Genomic DNA, 14,683 nt, shown 5'->3' with positions numbered 1-14,683 from the left:
ATCTGAACGGGGGGAAACTTCTGGGAGCGACCTATGAGCAATTCGAAAGATGACGACATGGCATCTCGAGCGGCGAGTATGACGAAGCGACTCGGGACGAACCCGGCACCGAACGTGCCGACATCACTGTCAAGAAAAGGCTATGTCGTGTGGTTCCACGATCATGGCGAATATCTGGGACTCGCGTGGAACGAATCGGCGGCCGAAATCGAAAGAGCCCACGTCGCCGATGCCGAGCACGCGATCTACTTCGAGACGTTTGCGCAGGCGGTCGTCGCCAGCGACAAGTTCATCAGTCCCTGCCGCGTGCTCCACTCCCCCGGGGCAGGCAAAGCGCCGAAGCTCATGCGTTAGGAAAACGTGACGGTCCGTCACCGGTGGCGGGCCGTCACCCCGCGATTTATGCGCCGCCGATTCCCTTGTGACCTTTACGGCAACGTTACTGCGTGTGAGGTGTGACCATGTACACCGTAATGGGCATCACGGTGCGAGTGGGCTGCGTACTGGGGCATGACCTTCTCAAGGCAGGTCTACCGTTGCGGGTCGTCGTCCCCGATACCGTCAAATCAAGCCGAAGGGCCGCACTCGCCCGTGCGCTCGTTCGCGACGTCTGCGCCGAGGCGGTGCCACGGGCGGGCTGGGATCCGCTTTTTCGCGCGCAAGGCATGCGCAATCCGCTGCCACGTATCCAGATGCTCGACGGATTCAACAATGGCGACTTTCGCTTCCGCGACGACGGCAAACACGCGCTGCGTGGCGGTGTCACACTCGTCGAAGCAATTGCCGCATTGGTGCGCAAAAGTTGACACCAGCGACAGGCGACAGGCGTCAGGCCATCCACTGCCGCCATCCCCAACCCGCTAGCGGTCTCTGCAAACCGGCACTTGTGCGAGCAGTTCACGCCAATGTTGCGCCCAGTGGCCATCGTGCGCGACGCCGCGCACCGTGACCGTCGTCACACAGGATCCCCCCTCGGCCGCCGCGAAGCGCCGCGCGACTTCCGGAGGCACGATCGTATCCTGCGCGCTGCTGAAATGGATTTGCGCAATGCCTGCGATTCGCCGCGCCACGTCGATAGGATTACGAGACGCCGGCATCGGCGAGACGTGATGCAGCCGATTGATGTACTCGGTGTCGAGGTTGCCCGCGACCGTGCGCAGCGCGGCGACGTCGTGGCGGCGCGCTGCGATCAGGACTGCAATGGCGCCGCCGCCCGAGTAGCCGACAAGTTCCACGGGCTGCCCAGGGGTACGGGCCACGAGCTGATCGACTGCCGCGTTCATTGATTCGATCACTTCGGTGGCGAACCGCTTGCCGGTCCAATACGCGACGGCGCAGCGGGGATTGTCCCGCATCGGCGTAAATTGGCAGGGTCGCGCCAGATAGGCGACGTTGTCGGCAGCCTTCGCGGACGAATCTGCGGCGGCCAGCGCCAGCCCCGTTGCCGCGACCGGTGTGGGATCCAGCGATGGTTCACTGCGCGAAACCCAGGCCAATCCATCGCCTTCAATGTAGATGCGCACAGGTTTGTCAGGGCGGGTAATGCGCGAGAACACGGTAAGGCGGAAATCGCCCGCCGTCAGCACTTCCCGGTGCAGTCCCGCCGGCCCGGCCAACGCGTCGGCATGCGCGTCGCGATCCACACTGGCACATCCGGACGCGAGCGATAGGGCAGCCAGTGCGGCAACGTAACGCTTACCGCGCTGCCACCCTGCAAGCATGGAGTTCATGGCGCTCCGCCGAACCCTTCGGTCAAATCGCGCCATCACGCCATTCCATCACGAAGTGCTCGAGTGCCTGCGCCATGCGTTCGACCACGGGTTGCCAGTGTGCACGGGCCTCCTGGCGAAACAGACGCATCCCCGGATACCAGGGCGAGTCGTCGCGACCGAGCAGCCAGCGCCAGTCGGGAACAAACGGCAACAGCACCCATACCGGACGTCCCATCGCGCCTGCCAGATGAACGGGCGACGAATCGACCGACACCAACAAATCCGCGAGATGCAAAATCGCCGCAGTGTCCTCGAAATCGCGGATCCCGTCGCTCAGCGACACCATCGACATGCCGTCGGGAGGCGTGCTTGCCTGCGATGCCGCCGGCCCCTTCTGAATCGAAAGGAACGTCGCGCCACTCGCCCCCAACGGGCCGAGTTGTGCGAGCGACACGGACCGGTTGCCGTCGTTGACGTGTTCGGGGCGTCCCGCCCACACCACGGCTACCCACGGGCGCGGCACGTCGGCCAATTTTTCGCGCCAATGGGCGACACGCTCTGGGTCGGCGCTCAGGTACGATTCTTCGACCGGCAGATCGGCGAGCTTCAATCCCATCGCCATTGGCAGGCTCATCAGTTCGCAATGCTGATCGAACGTCACCGGCAACGTACCGCGAGCGACGATATCGTCATCGCCCCACATGCGCCGGGCGATCGGCAATGCTTCCAGATTGATCTCCAGGATCACGCGCGCCTGACTGCGCTCACGCGCCCAGCGCGCCATGCGCAGGAACTGGAACGTGTCTCCGTAGCCCTGCTCGTCGTGAATGAGGAGCGTTTGGCCGGGAATCGGTCTGCCGTCCCAACGCGGGCGTTGCACTTTGCGCTCAATGGACTGCGTATGTTCGAGGCTATAGCGGTAACGATACTCGCACCAACCACGCTCGAAGTCGCCGAGCAGGAGCAACGTCTCGGCGAGATCGAAGCGGTTGGACAGATCGCCAGGTACCTGACGAGCAAGCCTGTCGAGTATGTCTCGTGCCTCGTGCACCTTGCCTTGCGCGCGCAAGACCATCGCAAGCAACCGCCACATCACCACGGGCGCGGTCTCGGCGCCCACGACCTCGCGCAACATCGACTCAGCCCTTTCGTACGCATGCGCACGGACACACGCCGCGATGGCGTCGTGAACCGAGGTCAAATCCGGCGGTATGGCCGGCAACTGCGGCACCGAGGGCGGGACACCGTCGACGAGTGCCGGGCGATTGCGCGTTACCCTCTGCGCCTCGACATGCGTAAGCGCATCCCGCGCATCGAGACTCTCTGGCTGGAGGGCGAGCGCATCGCGAGCACAAGCGAGTGCATCGTCCAGCCGCCCCACCAGAGGCAGAATCCGGGCACGCGTCACCAGCGTGGAGAAATGCTGCGGGGCGAACGCCGACATGATCTCCACGACCTGCAACCCCGTCGCCACGTCCCCACTGGAAACTTCAATGTCGGCGAGATTACGGTAGGCGTCGACGAACGACGGATCCAGCTCAATGGCGCGGCGCGCCAGAGTTCGCGCTTCGGTAAAGCGCTGCTGTGCGCTCAGCAGCGACGCCAGATTGCTGTGCACGTCTGCGCGTAGCGGGTCGATTTCAAGGGCTCGCAGATAGTGCGTCTCGGCGGACGCCGGACGCCCCAGCAGACGCGCGGTATTCCCGAGATTGTTGTGCGCATCGGCCGACGCGGGCAACAGTTCGCTCACGCGGGTCAGGCATGCCATGCTCTGATCGAGCTGCCCGATCTCCTGCAACACTATCCCGAGGTTGTTCCAGCCGGCAGCAAACGCCGGATCGATCTCGACGGACCGGCGCGCCGCCGCCAGCGCCTCATCGAGCCGGCCCGCCTGCCGGCACATCTCGGCAAGATCGGACCAACTGGACGCCGGCGCACCGGGCGCCCGGCACGTGGTGCGCAGATGGTCGATCGCCATGTCGCGCTTGCCATAGGCGTGGGCCATGAGGCCGAGGAGATAATGCGCGTCCGCGTGCTCGGGCGACGCTTCCAGCACGCGCCGACACAGGACTTCGGCCTGGGGCGCCTGTCCCGCCTGCCAATGCGAATGGGCTAACGCAATCGCCTGAGCGAAGGTCAGCATTCCGGGAGTCGAAGCAGCGGCAGACATCGAGAGGCGGTCGGGAGACGGTGGGCAATGCGCGATACTTCCACGGTGGTCGCAACCATGTCAATCGTTGCGGCCGCCGGACTCGTACGAACGTTTCCGAACACGCACGACGCTCAGAAGCGCCGTTGCACGCGCACAATCCCCGTGTGCGACACAAAGCCCGCCCCCGCTTGCAGGTCGTAGCGAATCGAGGCACTCAGGTTGTTCGCCTTCATCAGGGTCAGGCCCAGCGAAATATCGGCCAGGTCCGACACCGGCGTAGCGCCCACGGTCGTGAACGCCGTCTGGCCGGACGGATCCGCAGCGAAGCTCGCGCCCGTCGTTTGACGCGTACGGTTGTACTCATGCAGCCAACGCACGCTGAGTTCCGGCACCCACATACCCCTCGCGGTTTCGAATGGCAGGGCGACCTTTGCCCCCAGCGCGCTACGCACGGAACTAGCGCCGACACTGCCGACCGTAAGCGCCGAGCCATTGCCGCCAGTTTCGGTATAGCCGTTCTGGTTCAGATAGCCATATGTGACGCCCGCCAGCGGCGTGACGATGGCACGTCCCAGCGCCAGTGGCCAGCCGAATTCGGCGCCGAACACGTATTGTTGACCGTTGAAGTTGCCATGGGCCACGCCGTTGAAGCCCGGCATCGACACCGATCGCGTCGTATCGTAGTGTTGCAGCACCGCCGAGCCTGACAGGTTCACGTACCACGGCTCGCCGGTGTAAGCGGCGTACCCAATGAGGCCGTACCCGTTCACGCCGGTCGCATTGCCCGAGGTGCTACCGTCATTGTCGATCGCCGTGCGCGAGAACTGGACCGCCCCTCCCGCGCGCCAGCGCTCGCCGAACGCACGGTCAGCACCGATGACCAGTCCACCGTAGTTGGCGCTGTAGCCGTCGACGTCGTTACGCACCGACTGGCTGGCGTGACCGCCGAAGGCCTGTCCCCATACGCCCCAGTTGGCGGCGCTGTCGCCCGTCGCAATCCCGGTGCCCCCGGCCTGCGCTACGCGCAGGCTGTTGACGTGCGCACCGACCACGCCCAGCGATTCGAATGTGGCCGCGCCTGCGGCGCGCGTATTCTGCGCCGGGGCGAGTTGCTTGCCGACCCGATTGGCCGAGTCCGTCGAACCGCCGCTCAGCGACCCGAGTGCCGCGTTGTACAGATTCAGCAGTTGAGCGTCGCTCACCCCGGTGTAGCCCAGCAAGCCCCGCAGCGACGACTGCGCGTTGGGTGCCGACGCAAGCAAGGCGCTGGTGCGAGGGTCGGCGGGCGGTGTCGTACCGGTACCGCCGCCGTTGTCAGAACCGGCATTCGTATCCGAAATCAACGTCACGACCAGATCCTGCCGACTGCCGTTAGCGACCGTGGCGCCGGTCGCGCCGAGCGTCGAAGAACCGTTGACGCGATAAACCAGCGAACCTTCGTTGTAGGTGGCCGAGCCTGCCGTGTCGATCACGACATAGCGCTGACCCGCCGCAAACGAATAGCCGAGCGACTGCAACGCGATGCTCGAACCCGCTGCCAGTGTCGTGTTGCCGCTCACAACCAGGCGTCCGTAGCCGCTGTCGGTCGCCAAGTCGCCGGTCGTAACCGCATTGCCCGCAACACCGATCTGAAGCGTGGCGCCTGCCGCCTGCGCGTAATCCCCTGAGACCTGGATGGCCGTGTTGACTTGCAATACCGACGCGTCGTTGAACGCCGTTCGTGTGCCAGCGAGGTTCAGGTGGTCGTTAAGCAGGAGATTGCCGCCGTTGAAGTGTATATCGGCGAGCGAGCTGGAAAGGGTTCCGGGGATAGCACTGCCGAAACCCGTGAGGGTGCCCTGCGCTGCGCCTGACGCCCCCGCGATGGACAAGGCTTGCGTGCCGGAATGGGAAATGTTGCCCGCAATGATGCCGGCGTTATTGATCTGTCCGATCGTCGCCGCTGCGGAGGCGTTCGCGATGGCCTCGCCGGCGCTGGAAATGAGCCCGCCCGCGAGATTGTTGATGGTACCGATCGAGTCCTCGTTGTAAATGCCGTAGTTCCCGCCCGAAATCGTTCCCGCGTTGTTGATCGTGCCAATGATGCCGTGATAGGTCGTGCCACCGATCACGGTACCGCGGTTGTCGATGCCGGTGCCGGAGCCGAGCCCACTGGTGCCATCGATCAGGCCAAGGGGCAGGTTGTCGATCGTCGTGAGGGTCGCGCTTCGGTTCATCACCCCGCTTTGCGCGCCCGTAATGGTGCCGCTGTTCGTCAGCGTGCCCAACTGCGTCGCTACACTGCCCATGAACGAGGCCACGCCATAACGGCCCGAGATAGTCCCCGTATTGGTCAGCTGACCGAGATTCGACGTGTTCTCCACACCATACCCGTTGGCGGCGGAGATCGAGCCGGAATTGAATGCAGACGCCAGTGTGCCGGCGTTGTCGATGCCCGCGTTGCTCGGCGAGAAAATCAACCCGCTATTCTCGAGACGCGTCACCCTGCCCCGCGACGAAATCAGCAATGCGTTACCGCCGACCAGCGTGCCAGCGTTCGAAATTGTCCCGAACGTGTTCATGATTTCGGCGAACGTCGTGCCTGTGATCGACAGGTTCGTACCGTCATAGCGCCAATTCGTCGACGAAGTGGTGTCAGCCTGACCGGGAAGGAGAAACGTGTGACCATCCACGATGGCGGCCAGCGGGATTGCCCACACCAGTCCTGTGTTCAGCGAAGCCGCTGCAACGACGGCGGCGACCGCCGCTTTGCGCACACGGCGCTGGTCCGCCGAGCGCGACGTTCCCCCGTGACCGCCGGCCACTTCGGACGCGACCTGATGCATGCCCAGACTGGCGCTCCATACCACACGATAGATGCGATTCATTCGATTTCCCGGAATACGGCTTTCTTATTGCAACGCGTTGACTCGTGGATTCGGAATGGGCTCGCGCGCAGCGACCGACACGTAGGCGCAAGACCTCCGTCATGGCAGGGAAGTCCGGCCGTATCGGTCAGAAGGATTGGATGCGTGAGCGCCGCGGCACACGCTCGCTACGGCATGAGCGCGGTCTGATTCAAGACGATGACGTGACCTGCCTCTGGGGCAGGATCACCGATGCGGCGAGAAGCGGCACGAAACATTCGAACGACCCCGTGTTTGTTCACCTGTACGATGCGCTCCACAACGCTCGTCATTTTTTGTTCCGCGAATCCTTCCATACCATTAACCGACTGTCAATCGGCATTTTCTTCTCCGGTCGGCAGGCTCCCACAGGCTTGCGCTACACTCGGCTGACCGAACCAAGAAAGGAAATACGCATGAGCACCCTCATCGAAAACATCGCGGTGACGCGCAACGACGGCGGCGCCGCAACCTTGGGCGACTACACGGGACGCGTGCGTCTGGTGGTCAACGTCGCGTCGAAGTGCGGCCTCACACCGCAGTACGAGGGCCTTGAACGCTTGTATGAAGAAAAGCGCGCCGCCGGCCTCGAAGTTCTCGCCTTCCCCGCCAATAATTTCAAGGGCCAGGAGCCGGGCACCGACGAAGAGATTCGCGACTTCTGCACCACGCAATACAACGTCACGTTCCCGCTGTTCGCCAAGATCTCCGTGCTCGGCGACGACCGTCATCCGCTCTACACGGCCTTGGTCGACGCCCAGCCGGAAGCCACCGGCGAAGGCCCGTTTCGCGAGCGCCTGAAGGGCTTCGGCGTGGTGCGCGAAAACCCGGTCGATGTATTGTGGAATTTCGAGAAGTTTCTGATCGGACGCAACGGGCAGGTCGTGGCCCGCTTCTCACCGGACGTCAAGGCTGACGACCCGCGTCTGGTCGCCGCCATCGACGCGGAACTGGCGAAGTAATCGCCCCATGCAAAAGGGGGCAGCGCAAACGCATGCCCCCTCGTGCCGCAAGCGTCGGCAAGACGGTTGCCGGCGCGCCATGAACGCCTTCCGTCTCTGCCCCACGTCTGGGCAAGGCAGATCCGGGCCTCATGACGCCACATCGCGCGCCGGTTCCCGCTTCTCGCGACAACTCGCGAAACGCGGCGCGTCATCCCCCCGGATTGACGCGCCCGCGATGACTGAACTCAGCGCTTGGCCGTATCAGTCATGAACTTGCCGGTCGGCGCTTCGCCGCCCTTCTTCTGACGGCGTGAGTTGCCGTCGAGCCCGCCGTCCACCGCCCATTCCGCGAACACCGTCGGTCCCGGTTCGAAGTCGCGCGGCTGCCATTCCGGCGTGAGGACGTCTTCGTCGGCGTAGTACTCGATGAGTGCGCCGCACGGGTTCTTGAAGTACCAGAAATAGGCCGACGAAATCGGGTGACGCCCCGGTCCCAACTGCGTTTCCCAGCCACAGCGGTCGATATGCATGCCGCCGCCGAACACTTCATGGATGTCGCGCACGGTGAACGCCACGTGGTTCAGGCCACGCTTGCCGTTCGGCAACGCCAGCAGGAACAGATCGTGATGGCCGCCGTGCGGCGCGCAGCGCATGAATGCGCCGCGCTCCGGATAGCGATCCGACAACTCGAAGCCGAGCTTGGTCTCGTAGAACGCCTGCGTGGCGGCGAGCGCGTTGGTGAAGAACACGACGTGCCCGACTTCGATCGGCTGCGCACGCTCGTACACCGGGCTCGGCGTGTTCACACGCTGTGCCGCGATCCCCCACGGATTGCTCAGCGCGCCTTTCACGTCCACGGCCCGCTTCGCGCTCACCTCCACCCGCACAGCCAAACCGTTGGGATCGATGCAGCCCGTCGCTCCGTCCTTGAAGTAATAGCCGGGCTGGTCGGCGAAGCGGTCGGCGACAGCGGCCACCTCTTCGGCCGTCGTCACGCCCCATGTCACTTCGCGCAGCGTCGGCCCGTCTTCCATCGCCGGCGGCAGCGACGGATCGTCGTGACGCACGGCCAGCACTCGGCATCCGTTCAGCGTTTCGAAGCGCGCGCCGTTTGCGTCGGCGGACACCTCGGTCAGGCCCCAGTCGCCCAGGAAGCGACGGCAGGTGTCGAGGTCGGTGACCCCGTAGGTAATTTGTTCGATGCCCAGAATCGTCATGACAGTCTCGGGTAGGGGTTCAGGGTGGGAACGGTCACAGATCCAGCGTCAGGCGGTCGCCCTTGCAACCGGACACGCAAATCATCATGACCTTGTTCCCGGCGCGCTCGGACGCGCTCAGCACCGAGTCGCGGTGATCGGGGCAGCCTTCGAGCACACGCGTCTCGCAAGCGCCGCAAACGCCTTCCATGCAGCTATGCTCCGCGTCGATGCCGGCGGCGAGCAACGTCTCGAGCAGCGTCGCCCCGGCCGGCACAGTCAACTCCTTGCCGGACTTCGCGAGCTTCACGACATAGCCCTCGGACGTCGCGGGCGGCGGCGCATCCGGCGCCGCGGCGAAGCGCTCGATGTGCACGTTGGCGATACCGGCCTCGGCACACGCCGCTTCAAAGGCGTCGAGCATCACGCCAGGTCCGCAGCAGTACGCGTGCGTGCCCGCCGGTTGCCCGGACAGAAACGCGGTGAGCGACGCCGGCTTGCCACCGTGCTGGTCGTCGAAGTGATAGGTGATGTCGCCACCCAGCGCATTCAGTTCGTCGACGAAAGCGGCTTGCGGCGCCGTGCGCGCGCAGTACATCAGCTTGACGTGGCGACCGAGCGCACGCAGGCGTCGATACATGCAGAGAATCGGCGTCACGCCAATCCCGCCGGCGACGAGCACCGTATGCTCGGCGGCGGCGTCGAGCTCGAAGTGATTGCGCGGCGCGGAAATCTCCAGCGTCATCCCCACGCGGAAATTGTCGTGGATGAAGCGCGAGCCGCCACGGCTCTTCGGATCGGCAAGAATGCCCAGCACGTATCGGTTCGCCTCGCCCGGTGCATTGACGAGCGAATAGCTGCGCACCAGCCCGCTCGGCAGATGCAGATCGATATGCGCGCCCGGCGTGAAGTCGGGAAACGGGGTGCCGCTGCCCGCCGCAGGCACGAGTTCGATGCTCATGATGCCCGCAGCTTCAAAACGAAGCGTGCGCACCATTGCCGACAGGGTTGACTTGCTCATAACGCCGCTCTCTGATGTTGCTGATACTCTTGACGTCCGCCGGCTCAGCCCGCGGCGGACAAATCGATGTCGAGACGTGCAAACGCCTCGATCTCCACGCGCAGCTCCGGAAACACCAGGCCGCTCACTTCCACGAGCGTCGAACACGGATACGCCCCGCCGTTCGCCGCCACGTCCGCAAAAAACTCTCGCCGGGCCCGGCCGACCTCGTCCTTGTCGGCAATGTCGGTCACGTACACCACGAGCTTGTAGATGTTGGCCAGACGCCCGCCGCCGGCCTCGACCAGCGCACGGATCTTGCCCAGCACCACCCGCGTCTGCTCATAGGTCGTGAGCGGCTCGGCGGCGTCGCGCGTGGCCGGGTGCGCGGTCATGCCCGAGAGCAGGATGTCGTTGCCGACACGAATGCCGTTGCTCCAGGTCGCCGTGCCCAGATCGGGCACGGCCTGGGCGCGGATTCGCTCGGCCTTGAGAGGTGAGTCGATTGGCATGGAGCGTCTCGCGCGGCTTACGCCTTGCCCTGCGCAATGCGCTCGAGTTCCGCCTTCGCCAGGTTCTTCAGATGGCGACGCAGACGCACGATACCCATGTCGTGTTGATACAGATGCTCATTCTGGTTGGCGTCCGCCTCCATGTCCTCGAGCATCACGCGATCCTGCTCGAGCACCGCCCAGTGACGCGCCTCGAGGCGGTTGCGATACAGGAAGCGCCACGTGTCGCGCTGCCAGCCGTCGAGCTTGCGGCAACGCCAGTGGAACACGGCGGCCAGCGTCGGCGAGACCGGCGTGTAGCTGCCCACGATCACGAAGTTGCCGCCGGGGCCGCCCGTCTTCGGGTACGGAATCTCCAGACGCATCCAGTGCGTGCCGGTGTCGGCCCACTCGGTCCAGTCGAAATTCACGTCGCGCTGGCCTTCCTTCTCGAACACAAAGCCGCGGTCGGTGTCGCGAATGCGGAAGGCTGCCGTGTTGTCGCCTTCGGCCATCGAGTGCGACTGCTTGTGGAGATACGTGCCGTGCATCGGATCCATCACGTTGTCGAGCACGTACCGGTAGTCGCCCTTCCACTCCGTGTAGCACAGGAACGACGAGTATTCGCCGTCAACGTCGAGTTCCTCGGGCAGCACGAGCGGCGGCGGCGTGTCGATGTTCTCGGTGGCGTTGTACAGCCAGATCGCGTCGTTACGCTCGACGATGTGATACGCCTGCGTCGGACGCGATCCTTCGAGCTTGCAGCCCGGGCTGCCCGGCACACGCATCACGGTGCCGTCGCAGCGCACTTGCACGCCGTGATAACCGCAGGCGATGCGATCGCCCATCACGATGCCCTTGGAGAGCGGTGCGCCACGGTGCGGGCAATGATCGTCGAGGGCATGCACCTGGTTGTCCTGGTCGCGCCAGAACACCAGCTTCTTGCCCAGGCGGCGCAGCGAGACCGGCTCGCGGCCGACCATCTGCGACGGGCAAATCGGATACCAGAGATTCTTCAGGCCGCGCTCGAGAATGGCGTCGGCGGTGAGGATAGGCTGTTGCGTAGTCATGGGGACGTCTCCATCGCGGTCGCTGCGCATCTGCGGCGCTCAGCGATCGCACTCTGTGATGTTGTTACTCTTCGGCCATTCGGGCGATCTGCGCGGTGTAGACCGCCTCGGTCCACACGTCGCCTTCCTGCGGGCCGGGACCCGTGCGATTCAGGTAGGCGACCAGCCCGGCCAGGTCGTGCGTGCCGGCGGCGTAGGCGCGCTCGATGGCGTCGCCCAGCAGGCTTTCGTATTGCGTCGGCTCGTGGCGACGCGCTTGATGCGGTTCGAGATAACGGTCCATCATTTCCCTCCATTGCGAACCCGTTCGCGAATGCGTGCGTGCACGGGTACAAAATCGTAAGTCGGATAGCATTCGGTGCGAAACACCCCCCAGGCCGAGCGCTCCAGCTCGACGTTGACCGTCGGCAGCAAGTGCGGCGGCAGTTCGAGCGTGACGATCTGGCCAAAGCCCATCGCCACCGTCCACGACACCACCTTCACACCGGCCGGCGGGAAACGCTCCCACCATTCGGCCGCCTTCAGGCGCTCCTGGAAATCGTCGAGATTGTTCGACTGATCGTGACGCAGGAACACCGTCAGCAACATCGTGTCGGGTGGGGCGGCGGGGGCGGCGCCCGGGGCGTTGTCGTTCATGTGTCGTCTCGCGTTATTGCACGAACTGGTTGGTGAACAGGTCGGTCAGGTTCGACTTCTCGCGAATGATCTTTTCCTGCATATAGAAGTCCTGCAGCTTCGTCACGCGCGCCGGATCGAACGCACCGAGACGCTGCTGCCCCGGATACACGTTGCGGGCGTAATACGTCAGGATCTTCTCGATCTCGGCGTCCTTGCCCTTGTAGCCGGGCACGGTCGCGCAGTATTCCTTGGCTGCGGCCGCCGGGTCGCGCATGATCTCGGCCACCGACTTGATCGTGGCACGCACGAACTTGCGCACCATTTCCGGCTTCTCGGCAATGGTCTTGTCCGAGGCCAGAATCGCCTGCGCCATGCCCGGGAAGTACTTGTCGGTCGAGGTCATCGTCACCTTCACACCAGCATCTTCGATATTCTGCGCCCACTCCGGCGTGCCCACCATCGCGTCGGCCTTGCCCGTGGCGACCTGCTGCCACACGCCCGCCGGGCCGGCGCCCTGGATGCGCGCGTCGCTGCGCGTGAGACCCGCGGAAGCGAGCAGACCCAGCGTCGCGTAGAAACCGGTGTCCTGATAGGACAGCACGGTGATCGTCTTGCCCTTCAGGTCGGCGGGCGATTTGATGTTCGCATCGTCGCGCACGACCAACTGGTGCAACGTGCGCCCGCCCAGCAGCGCCACGCCCTTGATGGGAATGCCGTTCGGGCGCAGCACGATCGGCGTGTCGCCCAGACCGCCGCCCAGATCGCCGTTACCGGAGGCGAGCTGCTTGCCGACATCCGCACCGCCTTGCACGGTCAGCCAGCGCACCGACAACCCTTCTGCCGCGTAGTAGCCCTTCTTCTCGGCCAGCATCAGCGGCGCGAACGCCGGCAGGTTGGCCGGGGCCGGGAGCAGATAGGTAATCTGCTGGGTAGCCGGCTGCGCCATCACCGGCGCCGCCACGCTCGTCAGTCCCGCCACGGCGCACAGGCCAACAGCACGACGCGCGCGGCGCGCCAACGATCCACGGAAAATCGACAACATATCTCTGCCTCGCTCAAGTATCGGATGACCGCAATACCCTGTGCATTGCGGCGTGTTCTGCCACTTCCTGACGCTCAGACCTTGCCCGCCCAGGCGAGCGGACCGTCGTTGATGCCCCAATAGAGGCTCTTCTGGTTCGTATATTCCAGCAGACCCAGACGCCCCTTCTCACGCCCCATGCCGCTCTCTTTCCAGCCGCCGAATGGCGTCGAGATCGAAAACTGCTTGTAGGTGTTGATCCAGACGGTGCCGGTCTCGAGCGCACGCCCGATACGCCAGGCGCGCTTGTAGTCGCGCGTCCAGATCCCCGCCGCCAGGCCGTAGACGCTGTCGTTGGCCTCGGCCAGCAGGTCGTCTTCATTCTCGAACGGCAGCACGGCCAGCACCGGGCCGAAAATTTCTTCCTGCACCATGCGTGCCTGATTCGTCAGGCCCGCGATGATCGTCGGCGTATAGAAGTAGCCCTTCTCGCGACCGTCGCCCGCCGGACGCTCGCCCCCGCACAACAGGCGGCCGCCCTCGTCCAGCCCGATGGCGACATAGCGCTCGATCGACTCGCGATGTGACGACGTCACCAGCGGCCCCATCTGCGTGTCTTCGCGCAGCGGATCGCCCACGCGCAGTTGCTTCGCGCCGGCCACCAGCCGCTCGACGAACGTGTCGAAAATGGCCTTGTGCACGAACAGGCGCGAGCCCGCGATGCACGATTCGCCCGAGGAGCTGAAGATGCCGTAGAGCACACCGGCCACCGCATGATCGATGTCGGCGTCTTCGAACACGATGGTCGGCGACTTGCCGCCGAGTTCGAGCGAGACCGGCATGAGCTTTTCCGCCGCCAGGCGCGCAATGCCGCGACCGACTTCGGTACCGCCGGTGAAGGCGACTTTCTTGACCTTGGGATGGCGCACCAGGATGTCGCCGATGACCGAGCCCTTGCCCGGCAACACCGACAACACGCCGCGCGGCACACCGGCGGCTTCGCAGATGCGGCCCAGTTCGAGCGAGGCGAGCGGCGTGACTTCCGCCGGCTTGAGCACCACGGCATTGCCCGCGGCGAGCGCCGGGGCAAGCTTCTGCGCGTCCGAGGCGATCGGCGAATTCCACGGCGTAATGGCGGCCACGACGCCGAGCGGCTCGTGCACGCTCATCGTCAGGTAGTCGCCGCGCGACGGCGTGAGCGTTTCCTCCAGCGTCTCTAGACACGAGGCGAAGTAGCGGAACGTGCTCGATGCGCTGGCGACGAGCGCGCGCGTCTCGCTGATCGGCTTGCCGTTGTCGCGCCGTTGCAGATGTGCCAGCGCTTCGGCACGCTGCGTGATGCCGTCGGCCACGCGATGCAGCACGGCGGCGCGCTGATGCGGCTTCAAGCCCGCCCAGTCCGCGCGACGCCACGCCGCATCGGCGGCCTCGACGGCTTCGACCGCATCTTCGGCACCGGCCGCCGCGATCTCGGCATTCACGCTCTCGTCGGCCGGATACAGGCTCTGATAGCGCTTGCCGGTACCGGCGCGCCATTCGCCGCCGACCAGAATGTCGCTCGAAAACCCTTGCAGCAAATCTTGATGGCTCATGA

Annotated in this window: 14 protein-coding genes and 1 pseudogene; 3 read left to right on the top strand and 12 right to left on the bottom strand. The window is 64.7% G+C overall.

Features of this window, described 5'->3' with window-relative positions; all coding sequences use genetic code 11:
- The first annotated feature begins 78 nt into the window (after positions 1-78).
- Together PEP31012_RS13480 and PEP31012_RS24250 are read left to right on the top strand one after the other, a co-directional pair.
- Positions 79-354 carry a hypothetical protein gene (locus PEP31012_RS13480; RefSeq protein WP_246171279.1) on the top strand — a complete coding sequence of 92 codons (276 nt, stop codon included), beginning with the start codon at positions 79-81 and terminating at the stop codon, positions 352-354.
- A gap of 107 nt (positions 355-461) precedes the next feature.
- Positions 462-806 (top strand): hypothetical protein, encoded by a 345-nt coding sequence (locus tag PEP31012_RS24250; protein ID WP_150589839.1) that lies wholly within the window; start codon positions 462-464, stop codon positions 804-806.
- A 54-nt stretch (positions 807-860) separates the two neighbouring features.
- Here PEP31012_RS24250 and PEP31012_RS13470 read toward each other — a convergent pair whose 3' ends face one another.
- From PEP31012_RS13470 to PEP31012_RS13460, 4 genes and pseudogenes are all read right to left on the bottom strand, one after another.
- Positions 861-1,730, bottom strand: a complete 870-nt coding sequence (locus PEP31012_RS13470; RefSeq protein ID WP_150589838.1) for an alpha/beta hydrolase — start codon at positions 1,728-1,730, stop codon at positions 861-863.
- Positions 1,731-1,752: 22 nt separating this feature from the next.
- Positions 1,753-2,934, bottom strand: a complete 1,182-nt coding sequence (locus tag PEP31012_RS24245; RefSeq protein ID WP_425494962.1) for a tetratricopeptide repeat protein — start codon at positions 2,932-2,934, stop codon at positions 1,753-1,755.
- Between the two features lie 249 nt (positions 2,935-3,183).
- A pseudogene (locus tag PEP31012_RS24240) lies at positions 3,184-3,855 on the bottom strand (tetratricopeptide repeat protein); the annotation flags it as partial.
- A gap of 140 nt (positions 3,856-3,995) precedes the next feature.
- On the bottom strand, positions 3,996-6,731 hold the full coding sequence (locus PEP31012_RS13460; protein ID WP_150589913.1) for an autotransporter domain-containing protein: 2,736 nt from the start codon (positions 6,729-6,731) through the stop codon (positions 3,996-3,998).
- A 434-nt stretch (positions 6,732-7,165) separates the two neighbouring features.
- Here PEP31012_RS13460 and PEP31012_RS13455 point away from each other — a divergent pair, with 434 nt between their 5' ends.
- Positions 7,166-7,711, top strand: coding sequence for a glutathione peroxidase (locus PEP31012_RS13455; protein ID WP_150589912.1), 546 nt, complete (start codon positions 7,166-7,168; stop codon positions 7,709-7,711).
- A gap of 227 nt (positions 7,712-7,938) precedes the next feature.
- Here PEP31012_RS13455 and PEP31012_RS13450 read toward each other — a convergent pair whose 3' ends face one another.
- The 8 genes from PEP31012_RS13450 to PEP31012_RS13415 form a co-directional block, all read right to left on the bottom strand.
- Entirely contained in the window at positions 7,939-8,910 is a 972-nt protein-coding gene (locus PEP31012_RS13450; protein WP_150589836.1) for a VOC family protein, read from the bottom strand.
- 34 nt (positions 8,911-8,944) lie between these two features.
- Positions 8,945-9,910 carry a PDR/VanB family oxidoreductase gene (locus PEP31012_RS13445; RefSeq protein WP_150589835.1) on the bottom strand — a complete coding sequence of 322 codons (966 nt, stop codon included), beginning with the start codon at positions 9,908-9,910 and terminating at the stop codon, positions 8,945-8,947.
- A gap of 44 nt (positions 9,911-9,954) precedes the next feature.
- The gene (locus PEP31012_RS13440; RefSeq protein ID WP_150589834.1) at positions 9,955-10,401 is read right to left on the bottom strand and encodes a Rid family hydrolase; all 447 of its coding nucleotides are present in this window, start codon (positions 10,399-10,401) and stop codon (positions 9,955-9,957) included.
- A 17-nt stretch (positions 10,402-10,418) separates the two neighbouring features.
- Complete coding sequence (locus PEP31012_RS13435) at positions 10,419-11,450, bottom strand: aromatic ring-hydroxylating oxygenase subunit alpha (RefSeq protein WP_150589833.1); 1,032 nt, start codon at positions 11,448-11,450, stop codon at positions 10,419-10,421.
- 64 nt (positions 11,451-11,514) lie between these two features.
- Positions 11,515-11,733: a recombinase-like helix-turn-helix domain-containing protein gene (locus PEP31012_RS13430; protein WP_197088135.1), complete on the bottom strand. Its 219-nt coding sequence runs from the start codon at positions 11,731-11,733 to the stop codon at positions 11,515-11,517.
- Positions 11,733-12,086, bottom strand: a complete 354-nt coding sequence (locus PEP31012_RS13425) for a hypothetical protein (protein WP_150589832.1) — start codon at positions 12,084-12,086, stop codon at positions 11,733-11,735. The genes PEP31012_RS13430 and PEP31012_RS13425 overlap by 1 nt, the downstream gene beginning before the upstream one ends.
- A gap of 13 nt (positions 12,087-12,099) precedes the next feature.
- Positions 12,100-13,110: an ABC transporter substrate-binding protein gene (locus tag PEP31012_RS13420; RefSeq protein ID WP_150589831.1), complete on the bottom strand. Its 1,011-nt coding sequence runs from the start codon at positions 13,108-13,110 to the stop codon at positions 12,100-12,102.
- A 74-nt stretch (positions 13,111-13,184) separates the two neighbouring features.
- Positions 13,185-14,681 carry an aldehyde dehydrogenase gene (locus PEP31012_RS13415; protein WP_150589830.1) on the bottom strand — a complete coding sequence of 499 codons (1,497 nt, stop codon included), beginning with the start codon at positions 14,679-14,681 and terminating at the stop codon, positions 13,185-13,187.
- Between the last annotated feature and the right edge of the window lie 2 nt (positions 14,682-14,683).

Origin of the sequence: Pandoraea eparura (assembly GCF_902459725.1) — a bacterium.
Lineage (GTDB): Bacteria > Pseudomonadota > Gammaproteobacteria > Burkholderiales > Burkholderiaceae > Pandoraea > Pandoraea eparura.
Note: the sequence above shows the minus strand (reverse complement) of the source record. Positions and strands in the feature narration are given on the sequence as shown.